The organism is Collinsella aerofaciens ATCC 25986 (assembly GCF_964237925.1).
Taxonomy (GTDB): domain Bacteria; phylum Actinomycetota; class Coriobacteriia; order Coriobacteriales; family Coriobacteriaceae; genus Collinsella; species Collinsella aerofaciens_BJ.
In genome coordinates, this window is sequence record NZ_CAXSKI010000008.1 from 1 (window position 1) to 25,316 (window position 25,316).

The following is a 25,316-nucleotide window of genomic DNA, read 5'->3' on the forward strand; positions in this document are numbered from 1 at the left end:
CGCGCCCGCCGCCGTGAGCGCGGCGAACGCGAGCGCGCAGACCGCAAGGCCCGCCAGCGTGAGCATGCCGTCCGCCGCGAGCGCCCCGCCGAGCGCCATGTCCGCCGCGAGTGGCTCGCCGCTCGGCAGCACGGGGATGAAGCTCGTGGGGATGACCATGCTCGCCGACGGCGGAAAGAGCTGCGGCAGCGGCATCAGCGACCAGGCGAACCCACCCACGAGCTGCGTGGCGAGCGGGCAGAAGATGCCCGCGAGCATGCCGAGCCGCGCCGTGAGGAAGAGCCCTGCGGGGATCATCCACGCCGCGGTCACCGTGTTGGCGAGCGCGCAGAGGAGCATCGTGAGCGTGCCCGCGGCCGTGAGGCCCTGCGAGGAGAACGCCGATCCCGCGAGGTAGATGCCGAAGACCACGAGGTTCGAGAGCGTGCAGAGCGCGAGGCACCAGAGCGCCTTGGCCCACCAGGCGCGCCCGAGCGGGAAGCCCAGGCCCAGAAGCCCCCGCATCCGCGTGCGCGCGTCCGCCCGCGCGACGCACGCCACCACGAGCGACAGAGACACGGGCAGGAAGAGCGCGTACCAGTAGTTCCACGCGCTGAAGATCTGCACGCCCCGGTAGGGCATCGCGCCGAGCAGCGGCATCGGCAGTGCCATGAGCACGGCCAGGCGAACCGGTGCCGCGTGGCGCGACTTCAGGGCCTCGGCGCGCAGGCCCGCGAGCAGGCCGCCTTTCTCGCCCGTCATGCCGCCACCTCCCCGCGCGCTCGTCGCCCCTCCCGGCAGACGCTCATGAAGAGTTCCTCGAGGTCCTGCCCGGGCCGAAGCGCATCCTCGTAGGCGAGGCGCCCCCCGTAGATGATGCCGATGGTGTCCGCCATCTGCTGCACCTCGGAGAGGATGTGGCTCGAGACGATCACCGTCGTGCCCGCCGCCGCGAAGCCGCGGATCTGGTCGCGCAGCTCCTCGATGCCGATGGGGTCGAGGCCGTTGGTGGGCTCGTCGAGCACGAGCAGGCGTGGCCGGGCGATCAGCGCCAGCGCGAGCCCCAGGCGCTGCCGCATGCCCATCGAGAAGCGCCCGGCGCGCTTCTTCCCGGTGTCTGCGAGGTCCACGGCGGCGAGCACCTCATCTATGCGGCTCTCGGGAAGGCCCAGCAGCGTGGTGCGCACGCGCAGGTTCTCGCGCGCGGTGAGGTTGGGGTAGAGCGGCGCCTCCTCGATGAGGCTGCCGATTGCGTAGAGGTCCTCGCGGCGCCAGGCGTGCCCGGCAAAGAGGATCTCCCCGGCCGTCGGCCGCAGCATCCCGCAGATCATCTTGAGCGTTGTCGACTTGCCGGCGCCGTTGGGGCCGAGCAGCCCGTACACCTCGCCCTCGCGGATATGAAGGCTCACGTCGGCCACGGCGTCCTGCGCCTGGTCGCCGCGGCCGAAGCGCTTGGTGAGCCCGCGCGTCTCGAGCATGTAATCCATGGGTTCGTCCTTTCTCTTCCGGGCGCGCGGGCCGAGTCGCCGTGCCCGCGCGCCTTACCTTTCGGGTTCAACATCCATGGTGGGGCGCGTTTCTAACGAAGCTGTAACGGCCGTTGGGCTCTTTTGGCGCCAGCCAATCTCGACCCGCACGCATTTGCTTAAAGCAACAACTTTCCCGATCGATGTAATCACCGAATCAAAACGTGTACACCAGCCACCAAAGATGCCGAAAAATGTCGCTTTTGGAGGCTGATGTACACAAATGCAGAATCCAGCGCAGCCCAGAGGCGCCCTCCATATGTCTGGACTCTCTATGCTTGCGCTGGATAGACATCGCAGGAACGGGTATAGTATCGAAAGTTTTGTCGTTAACCAGCGGGGGAGTCCTGTGGGCATCAAAAAGAAGATCAAAAAGGAGCTTATCGGCACTTCCGATTACCCGTCGAATAAGATCTTTACGATCTCCAATTTCATCACCTTTACGCGCCTGATCCTCACCCTGGTATTTCTGTACCTGTTTGTGACGGATAACAACCGCGTCATCGCCATCGTTATCTACGCCGTTGCCGCCTCCACCGACTGGATGGACGGTCAGATCGCCCGCATGACCAAGACGGTCTCATGGCTCGGCAAGGTCATGGATCCCATCTGCGACCGCGCGCTGCTGTTCACCGGCGTACTTGGACTGGTGGTCCGCGGAGAGCTGCCCATCTGGGTCTGCGTGCTCATTATTGGCCGCGACATCTATCTGGGCATCGGCACGCTTATCGTGCGTCATTATCACCGTCGCCCCATCGATGTCGTCTTTCCCGGAAAGATTGCCACTGCGCTGCTCATGACCGGCTTCTCGCTCATGCTGCTCGGGTTCCCCGTAGTTGACGGCCTGCACCTTTTACCTTCAACCCTTAAGGCCTTCCCGGGCCTCAACGGAAGCTCGGTGCCCCTCGGCATCTTCTTTGTGTACGGCGGCGTGATCTTCTCCATGCTCACGGCTGTCATCTACTCCATTAAGGGCGGAGTGGCCATTAAACAGGCTCTCGCGCATCCCGAGGACGAGGACATCGACTTTCTGAACCCTGAAATCGAAGACTGATTCGTTGGGGTATGATTACGTACGGTTCATTATTTGCGGCACGTCCGCGATAAGTTAGGGGTTGTCATGGACAACATGGTTAACAATATGCCTCAGAATGATAAGACTGCTGACGCCACCTGCGTATTCCGCGTGCCTTCAAGCGACGTCACCGTTCCCGACCTCATGGCCAACGTGCGCATCACCGCCCCCGTTCTGTCCATCGTCAAGGGTCCGCAGACTGGTGCCGCCTTTGAGCTCGAGGACGACGTGACCACCATCGGCCGCGATCCTGCGAACGGCATCTTCCTCAATGACATGACCGTTTCGCGTAGCCACGCGCGCATTATTCGCGAGGGCCTCGGCGCTCGCATCGAGGACTTGGGATCGCTCAATGGCACCTGGGTCGACGGTGCCATCGTCAATGCAGCCCCGCTGCACGACGGTTCTTCCGTTCAGATCGGTACGTTTACGCTCATCTACCACGAGAGCACGCCGGAGCGCATCGAAACCGGTGAATAGGGCATGGCCGAACGCAACTATCTGAGTATCGGCCAAGTCGTCAACCTACTTCGAGGCGCATACCCCGATCTTTCGAACTCAAAAATTAGATTTCTAGAGGATGAGGGGCTCATTACCCCTCATCGTACGCCTAAGGGATACCGTCAGTACTCCAAGGAGGACGTTGATCGCCTGGAGGTCATTCTGCACCTGCAGAAGACCCGCTATATGCCACTCAACGTGATTAAGCAGCGCTTGGAAAACGCCACGGACCTGTCAACGCTCGCTTACGAGGTGGGCTTGCTGTCCGATGTTCCGCTCAAGACGGAGCCCAAGGAGACTAAGCAAAAGCTGCATCCTATCGAGACCATTCCCGATATGCTGGGCGTCGAGATTTCGTTTATCCGCTCGCTCGCCGAGAACGACCTCATTCGCATCATCAAGAGTCCGCAAAATCGTGAGCTCGTCGATGGTCGCGATTTCCCGATCATCCGCTACTGCTCCGAGCTGTCACGCTTCCATATCGAGCCGCGCAACCTGCGTCAGTACGTGTCTTCCGCCAACCGCGAGTCCTCGATGTTTGAGCAGGTGCTCGTGAGCATGCTCGGAATGGATACTTCCGATGACGAACGCGACGCCAAGCTAGAGCGTGCATTTAAGAAGCTTCACGACCTGACCGAAGGTGTGCACACTGCGTTGCTCAAGAACCGCGTTTTTGAGTCGCTTAACGCCGTGGTCGAGGACGCCGACATCGATGCACTCGATGAGGAAATCACTCGCTCCGAGTCCACCAAGGCCAAAAACGAAGAGATAGCCGCGCCGGCTTCGCACGAGGATTCCCTCGTAAAGCCGCTCAAGGTCGTCGCCCCTTCGCAATCCGGCACCGCCACCGCGGGCAAGTAACAGCTGCCGCTTATCCGGCAACCCATTGAAAGGTCATGCAATGTACGACTTCGAATCTCAAATCGTCGACATCCCCGACTATCCCGAGCCCGGAGTCATCTTTAAAGACATCACGCCGCTCTTTGGCAATCCCGAGGCGCTCAAAGCCATGACCGATGCCCTCGCCGATCACTTTGCCGGCATGGGAATCACCAAGGTCGTGGGTCCCGAGGCTCGCGGCTTTATGGTTGGCGTACCGGTGGCTGTAGCCCTTGGCGCCGGCTTTGTTCCCGCACGTAAACCGGGCAAGCTGCCGCGCGAGACCGTAAGCCAGTGCTACGAGCTCGAGTACGGCACCGATTCCATTGAGATCCATGCCGACGCTATCAGCTCTAAAGATACCGTGTTGATTCTGGACGACTTGGTCGCGACGGGCGGAACCGTCGAGGCAACAGGTAAACTGGTGCGAGATATGGGCGCAAAGCTTGTCGGTTACGGTTGTATCCTTGAGCTTGCGTTTCTCAACCCGCGCGAGAAGCTCACGCCGTCTGATGACGATGTGGAGCTCTTTAGCCTGGTGACGGTGGACTAGCCGTTACCCTTAGTTACTGGAAAGGAAGCTACATGCGCACAGCAAACACGCACAAAAACATGGCACGCTGCGCTGCTACGGCAACCCTCGCTTGTGTTTTGGGCTTGGGCCTCGCGGCTCCTGCCTACGCCGATACCGCATCCGACCTTGCCGCTGCTCGTACGAAGCTCGAGCAGATCGGTACCCAAACCCAGCAGATTTACGATGAGCTCGCAACGCAGACGCAGGCGCTCGATCAGACTGCTGGCGAGATCACGCAAAAGCAGCAGGAGATCGCCGATGGTCAGGCCAAGCTCTCGACCTATGTCGCCGGCGAGTACAAAACCGGCGGCCTGAGCCTGCTTCAGGTTCTGACGGGTGTCGATGACCTGAGCGATATGCTCAACCGTCTGTTCTACTACGGCAAAGTTTCCGATAAGCAAGCTCAGACCATTCAAGAGGTCAAGGAGCTTAAGCAGCAGCTCACCGATAAGCAGGCCGAGCAGGAGAAGAACGTCGCCGCCACGCAAAAGAAGGTCGACGAGCTTAACGCCCAGCAGGCTGAAGCCCAGAGCGTCGTAAACTCCCTGGATTCGCAGCTGCAGGCCGAGCTTGCCGCCGAGGCCGAGGCCAACGCCGCGCTGCAGGCCGGCATCAACGCCAGCACCGCCGAGAAGGCCACGGTGAGCAACGAGACTGCCGGTACGACCGAGAACACCAACAACGGTGGCCAGACCAGCAATAACAACAACCAGGGCGGCAACACTCCGGCTCCTACGCCGGCACCTGCTCCGACGCCGCAGCCCTCCACGCCTGCTCCGGCTCCGACGCCTTCTGCTCCGAGCCAGTCCGTCGACGGCGGTTCTGTTGTCTCGCGTGCATACAGTAAGCTTGGTTGCGCTTATTCCTGGGGCGGAATTGGCCCGAACAGCTTCGACTGCTCTGGTTTTGTTAGCTATTGCCTCACTGGTCGCTATTGCCGCCTGGGCACCACGGGTACCTTTATGGGCTGGACGCGTGTGTCCGATCCGCAGCCCGGTGACGTTGTGGTCAACTCGTACCACACCGGCATTTACATCGGTGGTGGTCAGATGATTCATGCTTCCGACTACAACACGGGTGTCATCATCAGCTCCGTTGCCGCCGGCATGAACAATAACTACATCTTCGTGCGCTATTAAGTCATCTTACACAGCGTGTGAATGTGGACCTCGTGGCTTTAAGTCGCGAGGTCCATTCTTTTTTCTCTAATCTTGTACGGCTATCTAGTATTCAAAACTAGATAGCCGTACATTCAATTTGCAAGATGGCTATAATTGAATGGGAACAATTAGAAAGGACCCTCTATGAGCTGGGCACTTATCTCCGATTCAAGCTGTAACCTCCGCGATTGGCAACCGACCGCGCCCCATATCACCTTTGCATTTGCGCCCCTCAAAATTCGAGTGGGGGAGCGTGAATTCGTCGATGACCTTTCGCTCGATGTGCATGAGCTCAACTGCGCTGTTCAGGCGGAGACGAACGCTTCTTCGAGCGCTTGTCCCAGCGTAGGGGAGTGGGCCGAGCTCTTCAAATTGGCAGACAAGACCATCTGCATGCCGATCTCTGAGGGCGTGTCGGGCAGCTACAACGCGGCAGCCACGGCTCGCGATATGGTTCTTGCCGAGGAGCCCGACCGACAGATTCATCTAGTCAATTCACGCGCAGCTGGCGGCAAAATGGACCTCATTTTCTTGCTGTTCGACCGCTATCTTGCAAGCAATCCGAATGTCTCATTCGAGGATGCTTGCGCTTGCTTCGATAGCCTTGAACAGAACAGCAAAATCCTCTTCAGTTTGTGCAATTACGAAAACCTCGCCAAAGCCGGACGTATCCCTAAGGCAGCCGGCGTCATTGCCAACAAGCTCAATATCCGCATTTTGGGCACGGCGAGTGAGGCCGGTAAAATCGAACTCGTCGGGCACACGCGTGGCGAAAAGAAGATGCTCAACAAGATCATCGACACTATGGAAGCCGAGGGCTTTACGGGCGGTGAGGTCATCATCGATCACGTTGAGAACGAAGCTGGAGCCCAGGCGCTTACTGATCGCATAGTCGAACATTGGCCCGGCTCCAAGACCATCATCATGCCCTGCAACGGCCTGGATTCCTATTACGCCGAAATGCACGGCCTCATCATCGGCTACGGCATGGGCGTAGCTTCAGGCAAATAAAGTCCAACCAAGCAAAATACGGGCGGGACAAAGCGACAGATGGCTCTTTGTCCCGCCCGTTTTATACGTCGGCTAGCTATTAAACCCGTTGAACTTGAGATAGCTCATCAAGTAAGCCTTCGAAACGAAGGAGGAAACCGCACTGCGCACAAGCAGCGACTCACGCGTAACCTGATGCGCCGTATCGGGAACCGGCGTCTGCTCGACAGAAAACGCCGAACGAATCGATGCCTCGAGCTGATCAACCACATAGTCGAAGGCCGTCGGGGCATCGTAGCTCAAACGCTGAATATTAAAGAGTGCCTGCACCGCAGCAATAGGTAGCACCTGCTTAAAGATGCAGATAGCGATCAGGCGGGCAATTTGCTCGCGGCCATATTGCTTTTTGACCGGAGCAGGCACCAGGCCAACCTTTACGTAGTTATTGATCATCGATGGCGTAATGATAGGCTGCTCAACGCAAAGGGACAGCGGCTCCATCCACAGCGCGACATACTCAATGACCTGGTCGCGGTAGAGCGTCACATTGGGCAACTGGTCATAGCGCGGCAGACTCAACGTATTGAGTTTGCGTACGATATCGGACTGAATAAATGCATCGGGCAGCACAGTGGGCTGAATATCCTCAGGCTTAATGCTGACCGATGTATCGGACATCGGGATAACGCGTTTGGCGTGGTTCATAAGGATCCTCCGTTCATTTATTTATTGTATTCTACGTTATCTAGTTTTGCATACCACATAGTCGCCAAGTAAAAGTGGTTGGACAGCACATTGATACACCGTCCAACCACTTTGTTAAAAGATAACAACCTTACATAAGATATATTATCGTACTTATCCACGGAGAAACGCGTATACGCTCGTTGCCGCTATGGCTCCATCAGAAACGGCAGTCACAACCTGGCGTAAACGCTTGGAACGGATGTCGCCAGCGGCAAATAGACCTGGCGTGCGGGTCGCCATGGAATCATCAGTAACAATACCGCCGTCCGGCGCCAGATCGACTAGATGCTCAACGAGCTCGGAATGGGGCTGCGTTCCGGTAAAGACAAAGATACCAAACGAGCCAGGGACAAATGACTCGGTGTGAGTTTCCCCGGATGCATTGTCCTTAAAGGTAATCGTCGTTGGCATGGCTTCGCCCGAGAGCTCGACAATACTAGTTTGGTACCTAACTGAAATATTATCTTTTGCAAGAACTTTTTGAACCACACCATCGGGGGCACGGAACTGATCGCGGCGCAAAACGATGGTCACGCTGCTGGCGATTTCTGACAAGAACAGAGCTTCCTCGCAGGCAGCATTGCCGCCGCCGATGACAAAAACCTGCTTGCCGCGAAAGAACATGCCGTCGCACGTCGCGCAATACGAAACGCCGCGACCGCGATACGCATCCTCGCCAACAAAACCAGCAGATCGCGGCGTGGCACCCATGCAAGCGATAACGCTCGAGGCCGACGTATCGCCCAAATCGTGATGCACCGTAAACAGCGCTGCATCGGCATCGTAATCGATACCCGTAACCATGCTCCATGTAACCTGTGCTCCCAGGCCCTCTGCATGCTGCTGAAAACGCTCACCGAGTTCGGCGCCACTCAAGAGCGGAATGCCCGGATAGTTCTCGACTTCATTGGTCGTGGCGATCTGCCCTCCCGACATGCCCTGTTCAATCACGGTCGTCGTTAGGTTGGAGCGCGCCGCATAAATGGCCGCAGCATAGCCCGCAGGGCCGCCACCGATAATCGCAACATCGATCGGCTGATGGGTAGTCATGAAGAGACCTCCTGTCGAAAGATTGGCGTTCTTTGCGCTCATACCCAAATTTACGTGAACATGACACTCATGCACTACAATGATAAATCGCGTAACAAAGCTGAAGGGGAGTTATCGATGGATCAAACGCAGATGAGCAATAGCGCTCCCCTGCCCATGCAAGCCACTCCCCAACCGGAGCAAATGACCGTTTCACCTGCACAAAAACCCCTAGTAACCATTGTGCACGCATCGGTTGGATCGGGCCACAAAGCCGCCGCCAACGCGATTGCACAAGCATTTGAACTTATCCGCGGCACCAAGGGAATCCCTGAGGATATTGAAATTGAAGTGCTCGATATCCTTGATTTTGGACGTATTAAATTCGACGGCAATAAGACCGCGGCTTCTTTTACGGGAGCCACACGCCCCATTTACGACCTGACCTGGCGATATACGCTTACGGGACATCTTCTCTGGGGTGGCGGCACGGCATGGTCGCGTATTATGTTCCCCGCCTTCAACGAATATATTCGTCGCCGCAGGCCTATAGCCGTGGTCGCAACGCACATCACAGCAGCCAATGTTGCCGTGGGCGCCCGCGTAATTACGGGTATCGATTACCCGGTCATCTGTGTGCCGACCGATTACGAAGTCGAAGGCTTTTGGCCCCACAAGGACACCGACCTATTCTGTGTAGCCAACGAGTTTATGGCCGAAACGCTGCGCCCGCGCAAGGTTCCCGAGTCAAAGATCCGCATAACGGGCATCCCCATCCGAGCCGGTTTCGATTCAGATTACAAACGCGAAGATGAGCTCAGCAAGTTCAATCTCCCCATAGACAAAACCGTCGTATTGGTGATGGCCGGTGCCAGTTTACCCCAACCATACGTGCGTTTCCGCGCCGCGATGGACCACACGCTCCCCTTCTTACGCAGCTTTGAGGACATGCACTTTGTCTTTTTACCGGGCAAGGATAAAGAATACGCCACCCGACTCAAGACGCTCTTCGACGCCATGAAGCTCGAAAACGTCACGGTTCTAGACTACGTGGACGACATGGCGGCCCTCATGCACGGCTGCGACCTGGCAATTCTCAAATCGGGCGGACTCACCGTCACCGAGTGCCTGTGCGCGCATCTGCCGATGATCCTGCTGGGCAAGTCCTATGGCCAGGAAAAGGCAAACACCACGATGCTCACCGGCATGGGCGCCAGCATGCATGTCACCACCGCACGAGAACTCATCGTGACGTTGCGCCATCTCCACGATCATCCGGAATCGCTCAAGGCACTGCTCATCAATGGCGAAGTCCTGCGCCGTCCACACGCAGCCGAGGACATCGCCATCGCCACCATGGAGCTTGCAGGTAAGCCCCAAAAACGTAAACGAGCCTTCTGCCGCTTCTACTGGGGAGGAAAGCCCGCGCATATCCGCTAGTCGAATGTCCGCCGCTCTGCCGGAGCCGCCCTTATATCATTCCATGCTCAAACATTCTCGCTTCGCTGCGAAACTGCGCGTGGAACGATATAAGGGCGGCTCCGGCAGAGCGGCTGCGTTTACTTACTAGCAGCTACTTCGGTATCCCCTCCATTAGAACCTGCAAAGGTAAAACAGGAAAATATAAATACAGTAAGCCGATGCGACAAAGGGACAGCCCCTTTGTCGCATCGGCTTACTAGAAAAGTAAATATTGTTTCAAGCGAGTAGCCGCCCGCCCGGGGCTTACCTATATCGTTCCACGCGCAGTTTCGCAGCGAGCGAAGCGACGCGAGAATGTTTGAGCATGGAATGATATAGGTAAGCCCCGGGCGGGAGGGATACGAGCGCCCCTAGGCGACGCCGCTGGAGCCGAAGCCTCCGTTGCCTCGGTCGGTTTCGTCTAGTTCTTCTACTTCTATGAGGTTGACCGTGGGGACTTCTTGGATGACGAGTTGGGCTATGCGGTCGCCTTTGTTGATTTGGATGTTGTTGGAGGGATCCAGGTTGATGAGGATAACCTTGAGTTCTCCTCGGTAGTGGGCGTCGATGAGGCCCGGCGTATTGACTATAGACAGGCCCTGCTTGATGGCCAAACCGCTTCGGGGCTGGACGAAGCCGGCGTAGCCATCGGGCAGGGCGATGGCCAGCCCAGTAGAGACCAGACGGCGTTCGAAGGGCTTCAGAATGCAGTCCTCGTTGGAGCGCAAATCCAAGCCGGCATCGGTGGGATGGGCGTATTTGGGAAGCTCGACGGTGGGGTCGAGACGCTTTATGTTGACGGTAATGTTGGACATGGAATCACCTTAGCTTGTCGAGCTCTTGCAGAAACTCATCGACGTCTTTGAAATCGCGGTAGACCGAGGCAAAGCGGATGTACGCCACCTTGTCGATCTTGGCCAAGCGCTTGAGTACCATGTCACCCAACTCATGGGACGTAACGGCCGTCAGCGTGCGAGAGCGCAGCTCGACCTCGATGTCATCGATAATCTCATTGAGCTTCTTAGTGTCGATATCGCGCTTGATAGTGGCGCGCATCAAGCCGACGAGCAGCTTATTGCGATCGAACCGCTGCTTGGTTCCGTCCGACTTAATGACCTCGATTGGGTCTTCGCATCGTTCGAACGTTGTAAAGCGATAGTTACACGAGCAACATTCGCGGCGACGCTTAATGGTGTTATTTGACTCCTGCATACGGGAATCAACGACGCGGGTATGTGCCTTGCCGCATTTGGGACAGCGCATGGTACCTCCTCTTAAACGATAACAAGGGTACCATGCGCAGCGCGATAATGATTACGAACGAGCAGGAACCTTAAGATGCGCACCGGCGGCGAGCGAACCATGCTCCAGATGATTGACGTTACGGATCATGTCGGAAGTCTCTTGCGTGGAAAGGCCTTCGATTGGATATTCCTCGGCAAGCGACCAAAGAGAATCACCAGACTGAACGCGAATGGTCTCATAGGTAACGTTGGAAACGGACTCGGCATACGCGGCGTGACGAGCGCTAAAGACCGACGTAGCGAGGACAAAGAAGAGCGTAAGCGCAACGGCAACGGCGACAATCGTCGGAACCTTCAGGGCAACGCGGCCCGGCGCGGCTACAGCCTGCTGATTGCGAGCAGGCTTTACGGTCAAAGGCTGAAAGCCGGAGCAGCCACCCTGAACAACCGTAAAAGTGTATTCTGCAGACGTCTCGAGCTTAAGGGCGAGGTTTCCCTGGACCATATTCGTTGCGTTCATCATGTTCTCCTCTCGCGTGTTTTGCTGAGAACAGTTTTATCAAGCCGCGCGGACAAAAATGTCTAGCGCGAGAACGAATGTTCGGTTATTATTATCTTCGAACAGTTGTTCCTGTCAAGCAAAATTCGAACATTTGTTTGACATGGGTAGAGAGGATGCCCTGATGGCTCGCAAAATTACCAAGCGTCAGCAGCAAATTTACGACTTCATCAAGGAATATCAGCAGGAGAAGGGTTATCCGCCCAGCGTGCGCGAGATGGCTTCTGCCGTGGGCCTTTCCTCCCCCAGCACCGTGCACGCCCATCTATCTGCCCTGGAGGCGCGCGGGCTACTCAAGCGCGATGCCACCAAACCGCGCGCTCTGGAACTCTTTAACGAGGACGGTTCCTCTGTCTCAATTTCTAAATCTGACGAGCCCACCGCACCTCGCGGAACGGTCTCACTACCGCTCGTTGGTCGCGTCGCGGCTGGGATTCCCATTCTGGCCGAGCAGAATATCGAAGACACATTTACTATCCCGACCGAAATCGCCACTGATCAGGGTTCCTTTATCCTTGAGGTGCATGGGAGCTCAATGATCAATGTCGGTATCTTCAATGGCGATTACATCATCGTCCGTGAACAAAAGAGTGCCATGAACGGCGAAATTGTCGTGGCTATGATTGATGGTTCAGCGACCGTCAAGACGTTCTACAAGGAGCAGGGACGCGTACGCCTGCAGCCTGAGAATGACACCATGGAGCCTTTCTATGCAACGAATCCCGTTATCTTGGGCAAAGTCGTCGGCTTGATGCGCCGGTTCTCGTAATGCAAAAACGCATCACCATCTTTGATACCGTCCGCGGGCTTACGATGATTTCAATGGCAGGTTTTCACGCTTGCTACGATCTTGCCTACCTGTACGACTGGGATATGCCCTGGTTTACCCAGACTGTCTTTCAAGACATCTGGCGCGCCAGCATCAGCTGGGTATTTTTGTTTATCGCGGGTTGGATGTGCACCCTTTCGCGCAACAATATCAAACGTGCCGCCAAATACGCCTTAGCAGCACTCGTCGTCTGGTTGGCAACAACACTTGTCTCAGTTGACGATTCTGTTAATTTTGGCATCATCTACTGCATGGCCGCATGTACCGGCATCGTGGCGTTGACCGATCCCGTCCTTAAGAAGATATCGGCGAGATGGGGCATGTCCCTATGCCTTTTGTTGTTTGCCCTCACCTGGAGCATCCCCAAAACGATCTACCCTGTCCCCTACCTGGCGTGGCTGGGATTTCCGAGCCCTGGGTTTGTCTCAGGTGATTACTACCCCATCATCCCGTTTTTCTTTATGTATCTTGCAGGATACTTCGCCGCACACATAGCGAAGGGAATCGATAAGACCGTCCCTAGCTGGGCCTACGCCAATCCCATCCCGGAGCTCGCCAGCCTTGGACGTCACGCACTCCCCTTTTATCTACTGCATCAGCCCATTATTCTGGGCTTTTTGGAGCTCGTCTACTCGGTGCGATAACGCTTGAGCCGCGGCGCGATACGAGCCGGCAGCTTCGCAACAATACGAACGCCGCCCTCAAGATATTCCTCGTGCAAAAGGGTTCCCTGTTCATGCACCAGCGTGATGAGGGCGCCCTCGCGATACGGGATTTCAGCGGAGAGCAACACATCGGTGGCAGCCGCCTCGCGAGCAATACGGTCGACGAGATCGTCGAGTCCCTCGCCCGTCTGGGCCGAGAACAGCACGGCCTCGGGATAGCGACGACGGAAACTCAATCGATCAACGCTATCGAGAAGATCGATTTTATTGAACACCGTAAGCGTCAAACGCTCGCCGGCACCGATCTCGTCAAGAACGCGATCGACTGCCTCGAGCTGGCGCTCGTAGTCCTCGTCAGAGGCATCCACAACTTTAAGGATCAGATCGGCACCAAGAACCTCAGACAGCGTGGACTTAAAGGCATCAACGAGACCATGCGGTAGCTTTTGAATAAAGCCAACAGTATCGGTAATCGTCATGCCACGACCGCCGGGCAGGCGATACGAACGCGTCGTCGGGTCGAGCGTAGCAAACAGCTTGTCCTGCGAAAGCACCGTAGATCCGGTCAGACGATTGAGCAACGACGATTTACCCGCATTGGTATAACCGGCTAACGCGACGCGAAACGCCGGTGACTCAATGCGGCTCTTGGATTGAACATCGCGACGCTGTTCAACCTGCTTGAGCTCACGACGAAGCGCAGCGATCTTATTACGAATGAGGCGACGGTCGACCTCGAGCTGACTTTCGCCCTGACCAAAGCGTGAGCCGATGCCGCCGCGCGTCTGTTCCTTGGCGAGATGGCTCCACATGCCACGCAGACGAGGCAACAGATATTGAAGCTGTGCCAGCTGTACCTGTAGGCGTCCCTCACGCGTCTGAGCATGCAGGCCAAAAATATCCAAGATCAGTGCCGTACGATCGATAATCTTTACCGGCTCGCCCACGGCTTTCTCCAAATAGGATTGCTGCGAGGGCGTCAGGTCGTCGTCAAAAATAACGACATCGGCATCCATGCGATGCACCAGGCCGCACAGCTCTTCAACCTTACCGGAACCGATAAACGATTTAGGATACGGCTTTACCAAACGCTGTGACAAGCGTGCCACGCACTGGGCACCAGCCGTGTGGGTAAGACGCTCCAGCTCATCAAGCGAGCGATCGAGCGGCCATGCATTGTCGCGCCACTCAACACCAACTAATATGGCACGCTCGGGCTCGGGTGCCGTGGGAACAAGGGGGAAACGGGCCATTAGGCAGCCTCAATACGATGCAGGATGTCCTCAACGACCTCATCGATCGTAAACTCGTCCATATCAAACCACACGATACGGTCATCGCGCTTAAACCACGAAAGCTGACGTTTGGCATAGCGACGCGAACGCATCTTGATGAGTTCGCGAGCCTCATCCATAGAAATCACGCCATTGAAAGCATCAATGATCTCTTTATAGCCAATTGCCTGCATCGAAGTCAGGGCATCTCCCAGCCCCTGGTCCATAAGACCGCGAACCTCATCGACAAGACCCTGCTCAAACATCAGATCGACGCGCAGGTTAATGCGCTCGTAGAGCACCTCGCGATTACGCGTCAGACCAAACCATAGAGCATGATAATGCTCGCGCGGAACACTAAACTGACTTTTTTGCTGTGCATAGGAAATACCATCATCATGCATCTCGAGCGCACGAATCACACGGCGCACATTATGGGGATGAATAACAGCAGCCGATTCTGGGTCGCGCTCGGCAAGCAGGGCATGCAGCTCTTCCTCGCCAATACGCTCGGCAAGCTCCTGATAGCCCATACGACGATCGTCCTCAAGTTCACCCGAGGGAAAGTCCATCTCATCGAGGGCGGCCTTGAGATACAGCCCCGTACCTCCGCAAAAAACCGGCAGGCAACCCGAACCAAGGAGACGTTCAACATGCGCGCGAGCGTCAGCCTGATAAAGCGCAGCAGAATATGCCACACCCGGCTCTACAATGTCGACGAGACGCAGCGGCACCGTACACTCATCGGGCGCCATCTTTGCGGTACCGATGTCCATGCCGTGATAGATTTGCATCGCATCGCACGACAGCACTTCGGACGAAAGACGAGCTGCCAAACGGTCGGCAACATCACTCTTACCAACCGCCGTCGGACCGACGATCGCAACGGCGGAAAGTCCTGCCCTGGGAGAAACCATTAGCGCGGCTCGCCCACAACGGAGCCGGACAAATACCAGGTCTTGGCAACGTCAACGTCAACATCAACGATCTTGCCAACAAGCTGATCGATGCTGTAACCCTCGGGGATAGGCGCATGCACGGTCTGATTCTTGGGACTCTTGCCCAGCAGGACCGCGTCGTTCTTTTTACTCGTTCCCTCAATGAGCGCCGGCACCACAGTATGAAGCTCACCCTGGTTATACTCGTGTGCCGTAGTCTCGATAACCTTAACCAGGCGGTTGAAACGCTCGAGAATAACCTCATGCGGCGTAGGATCGTCAATCTCTGCGGCCGGGGTACCGGCGCGCTTGGAATAGATGAAGGTATAGGCCTGAGCATAGCGGACCGTCTCGGCAAGTGAGAGCGTCTGCTCAAAGTCCTCTTCAGTCTCGCCCGGGAAGCCAACGATAATATCGGTCGAGAGCGCGATATCGGGCATGCGGTTGCGAATGCGATCGACCAGGCCCAGATAGTCCTCGCGTGTATAACGGCGATTCATCTCTTTGAGGATACGCGTGGAGCCCGACTGAACGGCCAAGTGAAGCTGCGGCATGACGGCGGGCGTCTCGGCCATGGCGTCGATGGTCTCGGGCAGCAGATCCTTAGGATGAGAAGAGGTAAAGAAGATGCGCTCCACACCCGTATCACCCACGGCACGCAGCAGATCGGCAAAACGCGGCTTGCCAAACAGATCGCGACCATATGAGTTAACGTTTTGGCCCAGCAGCGTAATCTCGCGCACGCCCTGGCGCACCAAACCGGTCACCTCGTCGACAATTTCCTCGAAGGGGCGGCTCTTTTCGCGACCGCGCACGTACGGCACGATGCAATAGGTACAGAAATTATTGCAGCCCGTCATAATGGGCACCCAGGCGTGATACTGGGTCTCGCGATGCCACGGCATGCTCATGGCATCCGTATCCTCATGCTCATTGGTGCGGATATGACGCTTGCCATCAAGGAACGCCTCGGCAATGAGCTCTGCCACATGTGCGATGGAATGCGTACCAAAGATGACATTGACGTTATCGACGTTGGTGAGCAGGCCCTCGCCATCGCGCTGCGCGATGCAACCACCAACGGCAACCACACGCTTGCCCGAAGGCGAAGGCGGCAGGCTTTTACAGGAATTGCACTGGCCGTACAGGCGAGTATCGGCGGCCTCGCGCACGCAGCATGTCATGAAGACAACAATATCGGCATGCTCGGGATCGAGCGCCATGAGGCAACCATACGAATCGAGCAGACCGCTCACGCGCTCGGAGTCGTGCTGATTCATCTGGCAGCCAAAGGTGCGGATAAAGTAGGTTTTACCGGCAAGAATATCGCGTACGGAACGCTGGTCCATGTGCATAAGTCCTAACGATGGAGAGGGGGGGGCGAATCGAGGCAAGCAGAAGCTATGCCACAGGCTTAACATCATCCATGACGACGTTATCCATAGCAGCTCGATTGATCTGGTGAACGTAGATAGAAAGGCGAATGGCCGTGCGCGACTCCCCGTTAATGAGGATGTCGGAGAACACGGGCGCGCAGGAAATATCAAAACCGGTTGGAATCAAAAAACCGCGCGCGATAGCCACGGCCTTAATGGCCTGGTTGACAGCACCAGCGCCGACACACTGGATGTTGACGGGTACACCATCCTTGACCATGCCGGCGATGGCGCCGGCAACGGACGCGGGCGATGATTTGCTTGATACCTTCAGGCAATCCATGAAGAAACTCCTGCGTTTAAAAGTACGTTTTAACTGCAATAACTGTATCGTACCGAGTGGACTCGGTAAAGGCACTATTCCTCTTTGGCAAGATCGAAGGTCACAGTGATTCGATCACGCGAAACACGAATCTTTGGGTCGCCACAAAGGTTGAGATAGTACCGGGCGGCAAGGTCATTAAAGTCACGCTCCACAGCACGCGAAAACTGTGCCATGTCATCCTTGGCAATACGTAGCCCGCGACGATCCTTCGCAAGATCGACAGGAGCCGGCGCATGCGAGGACGAATCACGCTCGCGCAGCAGACGCGCGGTCACACCGCGAACGGGCTTAATCTGCCCTGCCAAAATGCGATGAGCAGTGCGCTCGGACATCTCAAGACCCAAACCCGAACAGATACGGATAAAGTCCTCGGCATCAGAGGCAAGGCCTAAACGATCGACAACCGGAAGCTCACTCTCGTCATCAATGAACAGGAGACGCGACGTATCGAGCCGACTTGACGCCTGAGCATAAAGGGTCGCGGCAATCTCAGACGGAGAACCAAGATAGACATCGCAACCACACAACTCCTCGAGCGCAAACTCACAAGCAGCGCGAATAATATTATGCGGGCCGCGAGCACAGACATAACGTCCGTCCTCATCCCTGACGGCCTGGGGCCAGCTGGACTGATCGGCACGCTCACTGAGGCGGTCGGCCGCAACGCTCACCTTAAAGGCCGAGCCAAGGTCGACACCAGACGTGACCACACGGGCCTCGTCAGTGTTCTGCTTGATCGAAAACAATGCCATGCCACGACCGTGAACGCCCCAACGGTCCATCTTCATGCTCTCGAGCTTGGAGGTAACGCGGGCATCGAAGATTCGCTCTTGCATATCCTGTGGAACGCCCGAACCGTTATCCAGAAAGACAAGCGTGCGGACGCCATCTTCCTTGGTCGTGGCGAGATAGACCTTGTCGGCACCAGCATCGCGAGCATTACGGAGCATTTCGATGACGATATCCTCGACATGCTGAATGTCGTGCTTTGCCTGGCGCCGCTCGGCCTCCGAAACGCGGAGGCGGACATACCCCTCGCCAAGGTTCTCCTCGACGCGAAGGTTGCCCTCCCCCGACATCGACGCGATAAATGAGATGAGCTCGTTCGCGTCGCTCATGTTATTTAGCGATATCGACAGCGCGGCTCTCGCGAATCACGACGACGCGCACCTGACCGGGATACTCCATCTCTTCCTCGATCTGATGGGCGATATCGTGAGCCAGGACCGTGGACTGGGCATCGGAGATCTTGTCCGGCTGAACCATGACGTGTACCTCGCGACCAGCCTGCATGGCATAGGTACGCTCGACGCCTTCATGGGAGTTGGCGATCTCCTCGAGCTTCTCGAGACGCTTGATGTAGTTCTCGGCAGACTCGCGACGGGCACCGGGGCGAGAAGCAGAGACAGCATCAGCGGCCTGTACCAGGACATCGAGCACCGTGTTAGGGTCGACATCGGCATGGTGAGCCTCGATAGCATGAACGATAACGGGCTTCTCGCCATAACGGCGGGCAAGCTCGGCGCCGATGACGGCATGCGGACCCTCGACGTCGTGGTCAATTGCCTTGCCCAGGTCGTGCAGCAGGCCGGCGCGCTTGGCGGTCACAACGTCCAGGCCAAGCTCGGAAGCCATCACGCCGCACAGGTCAGAGACTTCGAGGGAGTGCTGAAGCACGTTCTGACCAAACGAGGTACGGTAGCGCAGGGCACCAAGGGTCTTGACGATCTCGGGGTGCAGGTCGTGAATGCCGGTATCGAAGGCAGCCTGCTCGCCAGCCTCGCGCACGCGCTGCTGAACCAGGTCGGCAGCCTTGTGATACATCTCCTCGATGCGGGCGGGGTGAATGCGGCCGTCGGCGATGAGGTTCTCGAGGGCAACACGGGCGGTCTCACGACGGACCGGGTCGAAGCTCGAAAGAACGACGGTCTCGGGCGTGTCGTCAATCACGAGGTTGACGCCGGAAACCTGCTCGAAGGTCCGGATGTTGCGACCCTCGCGACCGATGATACGGCCCTTGAGGTCATCAGAGGGAATGTGCACGGAGGTAACGGTGACCTCGGCTGTGTGGTCGGCAGCGCAGCGCTGAATCGCCAGGGACAGAATCTCCTGGGCGGTCTTGTGGCACTCGGCGCGAACCTGCTGCTCGGACTCGCGAATGATCGTGGCGGCCTCGTGGGTGACCTCGCCGCGAACCTTATCGAGGAGCTCCTTGTGGGCATCCTCGCGGGTCAGGTCGGCGATACGCTCGAGCTCGGAGGTCTGCTTGGCGCAGAGCTCCTCAAGCTCGCGGGAGCGTTTCTCGACCTGACCGGCCTGGCTGGACAGCTGGTGCTCACGCTTGTCGAGAGCGTCGTTTCGGCGATCGAGGGACTCCTCGCGCTGCATCACACGGTTCTCGAGCGTACGAATCTCGCTCTTACGCTGCTTGTCCTCGGCCTCGGCGGCCTGCTTGTTCTTGATGATCTCCTCTTTAGCCTCGAGCAGAGCCTCTTTTTTGAGGGTCTCGGCCTGACGCTTAGCATCACCGATCAGGGACTCAGCCTGCGCGTGTGCCGACTGAATCTTTTCGTCGGCCTCGTGAAGACTACCCTGCTTGGCGGTGCGCATGTAGGCAATGGCGGCGATGGCACCCAAAACGATGCCAACGAGCGCTGCGATGATAGGCATGCTCACTCCTTTTTATGGATTCGTTACACAACAAAGCGAACCGTCCTTACGAACGGCTCGCGACATTTGAGTAATATGGGCGCAGCTTATGCGGGTCGGATACAGATAAACATATAAACAAACTCATCACAGATGAGCACATATCACAAAGCAAATGACAGTGTTTATCGTACGTTGAACCACAACAACTGTCAAATAAATGGCCCTGGCACGGCGGCTAAAACGCGGTGAACGGCAGGGCCACAAAGCGCATACGCCTAAACCGCACATTTCTCGCGTTCGGCATCGAGACGTGCCTTAACGGCATCTGCGGCGATGTGATACGAGAAGCCCTTGCCCATCAAAAACCGAACCAGTTTTTCGAATCCGCGCGTCTCTGGAACACGCCGCTTGGCGAGCAGGGCTGACGCACGTGCCAAATCGTCTTCGACGGCAAAATAATCCTCGGGATAACCGGGAATGTCATCGAGCACGACATGACGGCGCTTGAGCTCGGTCTCGATTTTGCGCTGTCCCCAACCGCGCCGCTTGCGCTCCTCGATAAAGTACGAGCAAAAGCGGTTCTCGTCTAAAAAGTGATACTCTGTGGCGCGCTCGACGGCGAAATCGATCGCGGGCTGGTGAAAGCCGTAGCGAGCCAGCTTGTCACGGACCTCACCCGTCGCATGGTCGCGGCGCGATAGCATCTCGGTCACCATGGTAAGTGCACATTTACCCTCGATGAGCTGCACCGCCTCACGAAAGTTGTCCCAATCACAGGGAAGATCGGGGCGGTTTTTGACATACAGCCGCGCGACCCGCACGGGAATCCAAATGGACCGCTCAAAACCGCCCTCAAGCTCACAATCGATATGTGCGCAAGGCTTTTTGGACGCATACCCGCTCGAGAACGAGGAAGCCGCCTTCTTATCGGGAAAGAAGGCCGTGGCCTCGGTCACCGTATACGACATGAGCGTAACCGCTACTCGTCGTCATCATCGAGCATGGCGGAACCATCGATGGCGTAAAGCTCGTCAAACTCCTCAGGCGCAGGCTGATCGGTCAGCTCGACCTCGGACGGAGCATCGTCATCAAACTCAAGTCCGCAGGCAAGGCGGACCTTATGCTCAATCTCGTCGGCGCAATCGGGGTGTTCGCGCAGGAAAGCCTTGGCGGCCTCTCGACCGTTGCCAAGCTTGTCCTCGCCATAGGCAAACCAGGAGCCCATCTTCTTGCAGATGCCGCACTCGACAGCCATGTCCAGAATTGAGCCCTCCTTAGAGATGCCCGTACCGTACATGATGTCGAACTCAGCAGAACGGAACGGAGCTGCCACCTTGTTCTTAACGACCTTGGCGCGCACGCGGTTACCGATAACCTCGTCCTTAAGCTTAATGCTGTCGATACGGCGAATGTCGATACGCACCGAAGAGAAGAACTTAAGGGCGCGGCCGCCCGTCGTAGTCTCGGGGTTGCCGAACATGACGCCGATCTTCTCACGCAGCTGGTTAATGAAGATGCACGTCGTGTTGGACTTGGACAGCGAGCCGGCGAGCTTGCGGAGCGCCTGACTCATTAGGCGAGCCTGAAGACCGACCGTAGTATCGCCGATTTCTCCCTCGATCTCGGCACGCGGGGTCAGCGCGGCGACGGAGTCGACGACGATGGCATCGATGGCGCCGGAACGCACGAGCATGTCAACAATCTCAAGCGCCTGCTCGCCCGTATCGGGCTGGGAAATGAGCACCTCGTCGATATCCACGCCGATGCGCGCGGCATACGTGGGATCAAGCGCGTGCTCGGCATCGATAAATGCCACAACGCCACCCATTGCCTGGGCCTCGGCCAGGATCTCGAGCGAAAGCGTCGTCTTACCGGAGGACTCAGGACCGTAAATCTCGACGATACGGCCGCGCGGCACGCCGCCGATACCCAGCGCGGCATCGAGGGCCAGGGCGCCCGTGGGAATGGCCTCGACCTCGAGCTCGGGACCACCGTCGCCGTACCTCATGATGGAACCCTGGCCGAATTTCTTCTCGATCTCGGCCTTGGTGGTGGCGATCATCTCATCGCGCTCTTTACCCGTCGTGCGAGCATGAACGGTACGTACGGGACCTGAATTCTTGGCCATGAATAGCCCTCCTCTTAACAACCTGCATCGATAATAAACGAACGGCTGTTCGTGGTCAACCGTTCAGGCCAATCATATGCAGGCGGTCTTTCCAAAACCCAACCAAACGCCGACCAAACACTGACCAAATGCTTGACCACAAAGGACCAAATATGAACAAGGCAGGCAAAAATACATCTACAACCAGCACAAACGCCAAATGAGCCTAAGGTCCCTATCTCCACAATTAAGGGGCTCGGAGGCCCCTTAAAACACGTCTATTCCATAGAGTTGAGCACAAGGGCAATGCGACCCAATGCCTCCGTGACCGCATGGGCACGAACACACGAACGGTCGCCCTCATAGTGGCAGCGCACAGAGTCCACGACCGGCACGCCCCCATCGGCGGAACGATGCGCCCAGCCAATATAGAAAGTGCCCGCCGGATCGTCCTCAGTGCCACCGCCGGGGCCGGCATAACCCGTTGCGCTCACTGCAATATCGCTCTGGTACAGCTCCAGCGAACCCACCGCCATCTCGCGCGCGGTCTGATGCGACACCGCGGTATAGCGGTCGAGCGTCTCCTGCTCAACACCAAGAACACGATGCTTAATCTCATCGCAATAGGTCACCGCACCGCCACGCAGCACCGCCGAGGCGCCCGGGATATCGGCAATCGTCGAGGCGATCATACCCGCCGTCAGCGACTCAGCCGTCGAAACCGTCACGCCCCGAGCGCTCGCGCGCTCGACAATATCACGCGCCAGCTCCTCGTTATGTGCGGAAATCTGCTCAAAAGAGTCCGTCATACCCACTAGGACCTAGACCGAAAAGACGATCTTGCGGCAGTTCCAGAAGTACTGGGCGCCCGAGATAACGGTCAGGACAACGGCAACGGCGTACAGGAAGCGCGACACCGAGTAGATGCCGAGCGTCAGCGCCACCGGGCCAAGGTGCAAGCCGGCCATAGCAAAAACGCACAGGTAACCGCAAATGGAGACCATCGTGGTTGCCGTCTTGTACTTGCCGAGCTTATCGGCCGCAACGACCACACCGGCCGCACTCGCGACCATGCGAAGGGCGCTCACCAGCAGCTCGCGGAACAGGATAATGAACACGGACCACACGGTCACCATACCAAAATCCAAGAACAGCAGCAGGGCCGAGAACACGAGCAGCTTATCGGCGATGGGGTCCAAGAATTTACCGAAGTCGGTGATCTCGTTGCGCGAACGCGCCAGATAACCGTCGACCTTATCGGTGCACGACAGGATCACATACAGAATGAAGGCAGCGGCGGCGAGCGGGCCGTCGAAGGTGCTCCAATCCGTACCGGCAACACTCGTGTGAGAAAGCGCCGACACGATCATGAACACCGGGATAAAGACGATGCGAACGCACGTCACGATGTTGGCGGGCGTCCAGACACTCGTCAGTTCCTTATTGCTCTCGTTAGCCACGACGCTCTCCTACTCCACAACATGACCGATAAGCTCATAGCAGAAGCTATCGGTAAACTCGACGGTCAGAATATCGCCCACGGACGCCTCGCTGGCGTCCAGATGCACCGCGCCATCGGAATCGGGCGCCTGGAACCAGGCATGGCCGATCAGCTCGGCGCCATCCTCGGTCTCTTCGATACCGTCGACGATCACCTGGGCGCGCTCGCCCACATGTGCGGCGGTGGCGGCAAAACCGAGCGACTCGGCCAGGTCCATGGCCTCCTGGGCGCGCTCGAGCTTGACCTCTTCGTCGACCTGGCCCTCCATCTTAGCGGCCAGGCTGCCCTCCTCCTGCGAGTAGGCAAAGACGCTCGTGTAGTCAAAGCCGACGGTGTCCATAAAGTCGATAAGGTCGCGGAACTCGTCGTCGGTCTCGGTCGGGAAGCCGACCATGGCCGTGGAACGGATCACGATGCCGGGGATACGCTCACGCAGATCGCGGAACAGGTCCTCGAGCTCCTGGCGCGAACCAGAACGGCGCATAGCCTTAAGGATGCGCGCGTCGCAGTGCTGCACGGGGATATCGATATAGGGCAGCACCTCGGGCGTATCGCGAATCGTCTCGATGAGTTCGTCAGTCATGCCCTCGGGCTGCAGATAGAGCACGCGGACCCAGACGTTGTGCGGGCGCACGGCCTCGGCGACGGCACGCAGCAGCTGCGCCAGATTGCGCGGCGAGCCATCGGCGACGTCCTCGTCGGCAAAGTCGGTACCCCAGATGCCCGTGTCCTGGCCGATCAGCACGATCTCGCGCACACCGCCGGAAACCAGGTCGCGCACCTCGGAGATGATGCTCTCGGCATTGCGCGAATGATAGCGGCCGCGGATGTAGGGAATCATGCAGAAGCTGCAGAAGCGGTTGCAGCCATCGGAAATCTTGACGTAAGCGACAGCACCCTCGACGGTACGTTTGACCTGCGGGATATAGGCTGCAATCTCACGCTCGACACCCAGCACGCCATCGATGACCGCCACGATGCCATCTTCCTCGTCGGCCTTCACAAAGGCAGCGACCTCGGGCAGCTCGTCAGGCAGGTCATCGCCATAGCGCGACGGCACGCAGCCGCACATGACGATGGGACAAGAACGAACGCCGTCCTGAACCTCGTTGGCGAGCTCGAGCGTGGTCTCGATGCTCTCGGACGTTGCGGAGGCGAGGAACGAGCAAGTATTGACGATGGCGATATCGGCATCCTGCGGGTCGAATGCCTCCTCGTAGCCCGCGGCGGTCAAAAGAGAACGCATGCGGTCGGTGTCAACCTCGTTCTTAGCGCACCCGAGGGTGATGTAGAGCACGGAGCCCAACGGTGTATCCATGTTGGAGAGCGGTCCTTTCGATTGATATTAGCGGTAGTTGGTGAACTGCAGCGGCTGGCCGTAGTCCTGGTCGCGCAGGAACTGAATCACGGTCTGCAACGCGTCCTTCGAAGCAGAGGAAACACGCAGTTTGTCGGCCTCGATGGTCACCTTGACCTTGAGCTTTTGATCCTTGATGTCCTTGTTGATCTTCTTGGCGGTCGCCTGGTCGATACCCTCGACGATATGGCCGAGCACGCGCACGGTGCCACCCGATGCCGCCTGCGGAGCATCCCACGAGACAGCCTTGAGGTCGATGCCGCGCTTGATGAGCTTGGAGCTCAGCACGTCAACAATCTGTTTGGAGACAAAGTCGGCCGGGGCGTTGATCGTAAAGAGCTTGTCGCCCTTCGAAAGCTCGATCGTGGCGCCGGAATCCTTAAGGTCATAGCGCTGGGAAATCTCGCGCGTGGTCTGCTGGAAGGCGTTGTCGACCTCTTGCATGTTGACCTCGGACACGACGTCGAAGCTGGAATCTTTAGCCATGATGTTTCCTTTCGCGTACGAG

28 protein-coding genes are annotated in these 25,316 nt (G+C 57.5%); 9 read left to right on the top strand and 19 right to left on the bottom strand.

The genetic code is table 11. From position 1 onward, the window contains the following. The coding region (locus ACESWY_RS05050) for an ABC-2 family transporter permease (RefSeq protein ID WP_373094131.1) at window positions 1-741 on the bottom strand (741 nt) is incomplete at its 3' end. Continuing rightward, window positions 738-1,466 carry a lantibiotic protection ABC transporter ATP-binding protein gene (locus ACESWY_RS05055; protein WP_373202144.1) on the bottom strand — a complete coding sequence of 243 codons (729 nt, stop codon included), beginning with the start codon at window positions 1,464-1,466 and terminating at the stop codon, window positions 738-740. The genes ACESWY_RS05055 and ACESWY_RS05050, both read right to left, overlap by 4 nt. A gap of 388 nt (window positions 1,467-1,854) precedes the next feature. Here ACESWY_RS05055 and ACESWY_RS05060 point away from each other — a divergent pair, with 388 nt between their 5' ends. From ACESWY_RS05060 to ACESWY_RS05085, 6 genes are all read left to right on the top strand, one after another. Next, window positions 1,855-2,559, top strand: a complete 705-nt coding sequence (locus ACESWY_RS05060) for a CDP-alcohol phosphatidyltransferase family protein (RefSeq protein WP_373094134.1) — start codon at window positions 1,855-1,857, stop codon at window positions 2,557-2,559. Between the two features lie 66 nt (window positions 2,560-2,625). Then, window positions 2,626-3,060 carry an FHA domain-containing protein gene (locus ACESWY_RS05065; protein ID WP_006236002.1) on the top strand — a complete coding sequence of 145 codons (435 nt, stop codon included), beginning with the start codon at window positions 2,626-2,628 and terminating at the stop codon, window positions 3,058-3,060. Window positions 3,061-3,063: 3 nt separating this feature from the next. Next, the gene (ftsR, locus tag ACESWY_RS05070) at window positions 3,064-3,942 is read left to right on the top strand and encodes a transcriptional regulator FtsR (protein ID WP_138340309.1); all 879 of its coding nucleotides are present in this window, start codon (window positions 3,064-3,066) and stop codon (window positions 3,940-3,942) included. 40 nt (window positions 3,943-3,982) lie between these two features. Beyond that, entirely contained in the window at window positions 3,983-4,513 is a 531-nt protein-coding gene (locus tag ACESWY_RS05075; RefSeq protein WP_373094136.1) for an adenine phosphoribosyltransferase, read from the top strand. 32 nt (window positions 4,514-4,545) lie between these two features. Next, on the top strand, window positions 4,546-5,673 hold the full coding sequence (locus tag ACESWY_RS05080) for a coiled-coil domain-containing protein (protein WP_373094138.1): 1,128 nt from the start codon (window positions 4,546-4,548) through the stop codon (window positions 5,671-5,673). 165 nt (window positions 5,674-5,838) lie between these two features. Further along, window positions 5,839-6,705 (top strand): DegV family protein, encoded by an 867-nt coding sequence (locus tag ACESWY_RS05085; RefSeq protein WP_373094140.1) that lies wholly within the window; start codon window positions 5,839-5,841, stop codon window positions 6,703-6,705. Window positions 6,706-6,777: 72 nt separating this feature from the next. Here ACESWY_RS05085 and ACESWY_RS05090 read toward each other — a convergent pair whose 3' ends face one another. Then, window positions 6,778-7,389 (bottom strand): DUF1836 domain-containing protein, encoded by a 612-nt coding sequence (locus ACESWY_RS05090; protein ID WP_006235996.1) that lies wholly within the window; start codon window positions 7,387-7,389, stop codon window positions 6,778-6,780. A 153-nt stretch (window positions 7,390-7,542) separates the two neighbouring features. Beyond that, entirely contained in the window at window positions 7,543-8,481 is a 939-nt protein-coding gene (locus tag ACESWY_RS05095; RefSeq protein WP_138112617.1) for an NAD(P)/FAD-dependent oxidoreductase, read from the bottom strand. A 117-nt stretch (window positions 8,482-8,598) separates the two neighbouring features. On the opposite strand from ACESWY_RS05095, the gene ACESWY_RS05100 reads away from it, so the two are divergent. Next, window positions 8,599-9,900: an MGDG synthase family glycosyltransferase gene (locus ACESWY_RS05100; protein ID WP_230320388.1), complete on the top strand. Its 1,302-nt coding sequence runs from the start codon at window positions 8,599-8,601 to the stop codon at window positions 9,898-9,900. 392 nt (window positions 9,901-10,292) lie between these two features. Here ACESWY_RS05100 and dut read toward each other — a convergent pair whose 3' ends face one another. The 3 genes from dut to ACESWY_RS05115 are packed head-to-tail and all read right to left on the bottom strand — an operon-like array spanning window position 10,293 to window position 11,685. Next, window positions 10,293-10,736, bottom strand: coding sequence for a dUTP diphosphatase (gene dut / locus ACESWY_RS05105; protein ID WP_138112619.1), 444 nt, complete (start codon window positions 10,734-10,736; stop codon window positions 10,293-10,295). 4 nt (window positions 10,737-10,740) lie between these two features. Next, on the bottom strand, window positions 10,741-11,184 hold the full coding sequence (gene nrdR / locus ACESWY_RS05110; RefSeq protein ID WP_022093781.1) for a transcriptional regulator NrdR: 444 nt from the start codon (window positions 11,182-11,184) through the stop codon (window positions 10,741-10,743). A 51-nt stretch (window positions 11,185-11,235) separates the two neighbouring features. Further along, window positions 11,236-11,685: a LysM peptidoglycan-binding domain-containing protein gene (locus tag ACESWY_RS05115; protein ID WP_161144708.1), complete on the bottom strand. Its 450-nt coding sequence runs from the start codon at window positions 11,683-11,685 to the stop codon at window positions 11,236-11,238. Between the two features lie 163 nt (window positions 11,686-11,848). Between ACESWY_RS05115 and lexA the strand changes: the two genes are divergently transcribed. Then, window positions 11,849-12,493, top strand: a complete 645-nt coding sequence (lexA, locus tag ACESWY_RS05120) for a transcriptional repressor LexA (protein WP_373094144.1) — start codon at window positions 11,849-11,851, stop codon at window positions 12,491-12,493. Continuing rightward, window positions 12,493-13,197 carry a heparan-alpha-glucosaminide N-acetyltransferase gene (locus tag ACESWY_RS05125; protein ID WP_138112623.1) on the top strand — a complete coding sequence of 235 codons (705 nt, stop codon included), beginning with the start codon at window positions 12,493-12,495 and terminating at the stop codon, window positions 13,195-13,197. The genes lexA and ACESWY_RS05125 overlap by 1 nt, the downstream gene beginning before the upstream one ends. On the opposite strand, the gene hflX is transcribed toward ACESWY_RS05125, so the two are convergent. From hflX to ACESWY_RS05185, 12 genes are all read right to left on the bottom strand, one after another. Continuing rightward, window positions 13,182-14,471: a GTPase HflX gene (hflX, locus tag ACESWY_RS05130; RefSeq protein ID WP_138112625.1), complete on the bottom strand. Its 1,290-nt coding sequence runs from the start codon at window positions 14,469-14,471 to the stop codon at window positions 13,182-13,184. The genes ACESWY_RS05125 and hflX overlap by 16 nt on opposite strands. Beyond that, entirely contained in the window at window positions 14,471-15,409 is a 939-nt protein-coding gene (gene miaA, locus ACESWY_RS05135; protein WP_138112628.1) for a tRNA (adenosine(37)-N6)-dimethylallyltransferase MiaA, read from the bottom strand. Before miaA ends, hflX begins: the two co-directional genes overlap by 1 nt. Beyond that, window positions 15,409-16,779 (bottom strand): tRNA (N6-isopentenyl adenosine(37)-C2)-methylthiotransferase MiaB, encoded by a 1,371-nt coding sequence (miaB, locus tag ACESWY_RS05140; protein WP_055285164.1) that lies wholly within the window; start codon window positions 16,777-16,779, stop codon window positions 15,409-15,411. Before miaB ends, miaA begins: the two co-directional genes overlap by 1 nt. Window positions 16,780-16,831: 52 nt before the next feature. Further along, entirely contained in the window at window positions 16,832-17,149 is a 318-nt protein-coding gene (locus tag ACESWY_RS05145) for a stage V sporulation protein S (RefSeq protein WP_006235982.1), read from the bottom strand. Window positions 17,150-17,223: 74 nt separating this feature from the next. Further along, window positions 17,224-18,309, bottom strand: coding sequence for an ATP-binding protein (locus tag ACESWY_RS05150; protein WP_138112632.1), 1,086 nt, complete (start codon window positions 18,307-18,309; stop codon window positions 17,224-17,226). 1 nt (window position 18,310) lies between these two features. Continuing rightward, complete coding sequence (gene rny, locus ACESWY_RS05155; RefSeq protein WP_117770339.1) at window positions 18,311-19,861, bottom strand: ribonuclease Y; 1,551 nt, start codon at window positions 19,859-19,861, stop codon at window positions 18,311-18,313. 257 nt (window positions 19,862-20,118) lie between these two features. Beyond that, entirely contained in the window at window positions 20,119-20,811 is a 693-nt protein-coding gene (locus tag ACESWY_RS05160; protein WP_138112634.1) for a regulatory protein RecX, read from the bottom strand. Between the two features lie 11 nt (window positions 20,812-20,822). Then, on the bottom strand, window positions 20,823-21,971 hold the full coding sequence (gene recA / locus ACESWY_RS05165; RefSeq protein WP_022094695.1) for a recombinase RecA: 1,149 nt from the start codon (window positions 21,969-21,971) through the stop codon (window positions 20,823-20,825). A 257-nt stretch (window positions 21,972-22,228) separates the two neighbouring features. Then, window positions 22,229-22,759 (bottom strand): CinA family protein, encoded by a 531-nt coding sequence (locus ACESWY_RS05170; RefSeq protein ID WP_055309901.1) that lies wholly within the window; start codon window positions 22,757-22,759, stop codon window positions 22,229-22,231. Window positions 22,760-22,771: 12 nt separating this feature from the next. Then, the gene (gene pgsA, locus ACESWY_RS05175) at window positions 22,772-23,320 is read right to left on the bottom strand and encodes a CDP-diacylglycerol--glycerol-3-phosphate 3-phosphatidyltransferase (RefSeq protein WP_229028279.1); all 549 of its coding nucleotides are present in this window, start codon (window positions 23,318-23,320) and stop codon (window positions 22,772-22,774) included. Between the two features lie 99 nt (window positions 23,321-23,419). Beyond that, window positions 23,420-24,769 (bottom strand): 30S ribosomal protein S12 methylthiotransferase RimO, encoded by a 1,350-nt coding sequence (rimO, locus tag ACESWY_RS05180; RefSeq protein ID WP_138112638.1) that lies wholly within the window; start codon window positions 24,767-24,769, stop codon window positions 23,420-23,422. A gap of 27 nt (window positions 24,770-24,796) precedes the next feature. Continuing rightward, window positions 24,797-25,294, bottom strand: a complete 498-nt coding sequence (locus ACESWY_RS05185) for a YajQ family cyclic di-GMP-binding protein (protein ID WP_006235971.1) — start codon at window positions 25,292-25,294, stop codon at window positions 24,797-24,799. Between the last annotated feature and the right edge of the window lie 22 nt (window positions 25,295-25,316).

Bases quoted from the DNA above. Each gene is read 5' to 3' on its own strand.
- ftsR (WP_138340309.1), top strand. From the start codon at position 3,064: ATGGCCGAACGCAACTATCTGAGTATCGGCCAAGTCGTCAACCTACTT.
- nrdR (WP_022093781.1), bottom strand. From the start codon at position 11,184: ATGCGCTGTCCCAAATGCGGCAAGGCACATACCCGCGTCGTTGATTCC.
- ACESWY_RS05100 (WP_230320388.1), top strand. From the start codon at position 8,599: ATGGATCAAACGCAGATGAGCAATAGCGCTCCCCTGCCCATGCAAGCC.
- ACESWY_RS05115 (WP_161144708.1), bottom strand. From the start codon at position 11,685: ATGAACGCAACGAATATGGTCCAGGGAAACCTCGCCCTTAAGCTCGAG.
- ACESWY_RS05075 (WP_373094136.1), top strand. From the start codon at position 3,983: ATGTACGACTTCGAATCTCAAATCGTCGACATCCCCGACTATCCCGAG.
- ACESWY_RS05160 (WP_138112634.1), bottom strand. From the start codon at position 20,811: ATGTCGTATACGGTGACCGAGGCCACGGCCTTCTTTCCCGATAAGAAG.
- lexA (WP_373094144.1), top strand. From the start codon at position 11,849: ATGGCTCGCAAAATTACCAAGCGTCAGCAGCAAATTTACGACTTCATC.
- hflX (WP_138112625.1), bottom strand. From the start codon at position 14,471: ATGGCCCGTTTCCCCCTTGTTCCCACGGCACCCGAGCCCGAGCGTGCC.
- ACESWY_RS05090 (WP_006235996.1), bottom strand. From the start codon at position 7,389: ATGAACCACGCCAAACGCGTTATCCCGATGTCCGATACATCGGTCAGC.
- ACESWY_RS05055 (WP_373202144.1), bottom strand. From the start codon at position 1,466: ATGGATTACATGCTCGAGACGCGCGGGCTCACCAAGCGCTTCGGCCGC.
- pgsA (WP_229028279.1), bottom strand. From the start codon at position 23,320: ATGATCGTGTCGGCGCTTTCTCACACGAGTGTTGCCGGTACGGATTGG.
- ACESWY_RS05150 (WP_138112632.1), bottom strand. From the start codon at position 18,309: ATGAGCGACGCGAACGAGCTCATCTCATTTATCGCGTCGATGTCGGGG.
- dut (WP_138112619.1), bottom strand. From the start codon at position 10,736: ATGTCCAACATTACCGTCAACATAAAGCGTCTCGACCCCACCGTCGAG.
- ACESWY_RS05185 (WP_006235971.1), bottom strand. From the start codon at position 25,294: ATGGCTAAAGATTCCAGCTTCGACGTCGTGTCCGAGGTCAACATGCAA.
- miaA (WP_138112628.1), bottom strand. From the start codon at position 15,409: ATGGTTTCTCCCAGGGCAGGACTTTCCGCCGTTGCGATCGTCGGTCCG.
- ACESWY_RS05080 (WP_373094138.1), top strand. From the start codon at position 4,546: ATGCGCACAGCAAACACGCACAAAAACATGGCACGCTGCGCTGCTACG.
- ACESWY_RS05125 (WP_138112623.1), top strand. From the start codon at position 12,493: ATGCAAAAACGCATCACCATCTTTGATACCGTCCGCGGGCTTACGATG.
- miaB (WP_055285164.1), bottom strand. From the start codon at position 16,779: ATGGACCAGCGTTCCGTACGCGATATTCTTGCCGGTAAAACCTACTTT.
- rimO (WP_138112638.1), bottom strand. From the start codon at position 24,769: ATGGATACACCGTTGGGCTCCGTGCTCTACATCACCCTCGGGTGCGCT.
- ACESWY_RS05065 (WP_006236002.1), top strand. From the start codon at position 2,626: ATGGACAACATGGTTAACAATATGCCTCAGAATGATAAGACTGCTGAC.
- ACESWY_RS05095 (WP_138112617.1), bottom strand. From the start codon at position 8,481: ATGACTACCCATCAGCCGATCGATGTTGCGATTATCGGTGGCGGCCCT.
- ACESWY_RS05085 (WP_373094140.1), top strand. From the start codon at position 5,839: ATGAGCTGGGCACTTATCTCCGATTCAAGCTGTAACCTCCGCGATTGG.
- ACESWY_RS05170 (WP_055309901.1), bottom strand. From the start codon at position 22,759: ATGACGGACTCTTTTGAGCAGATTTCCGCACATAACGAGGAGCTGGCG.
- recA (WP_022094695.1), bottom strand. From the start codon at position 21,971: ATGGCCAAGAATTCAGGTCCCGTACGTACCGTTCATGCTCGCACGACG.
- ACESWY_RS05145 (WP_006235982.1), bottom strand. From the start codon at position 17,149: ATGGATTGCCTGAAGGTATCAAGCAAATCATCGCCCGCGTCCGTTGCC.
- rny (WP_117770339.1), bottom strand. From the start codon at position 19,861: ATGCCTATCATCGCAGCGCTCGTTGGCATCGTTTTGGGTGCCATCGCC.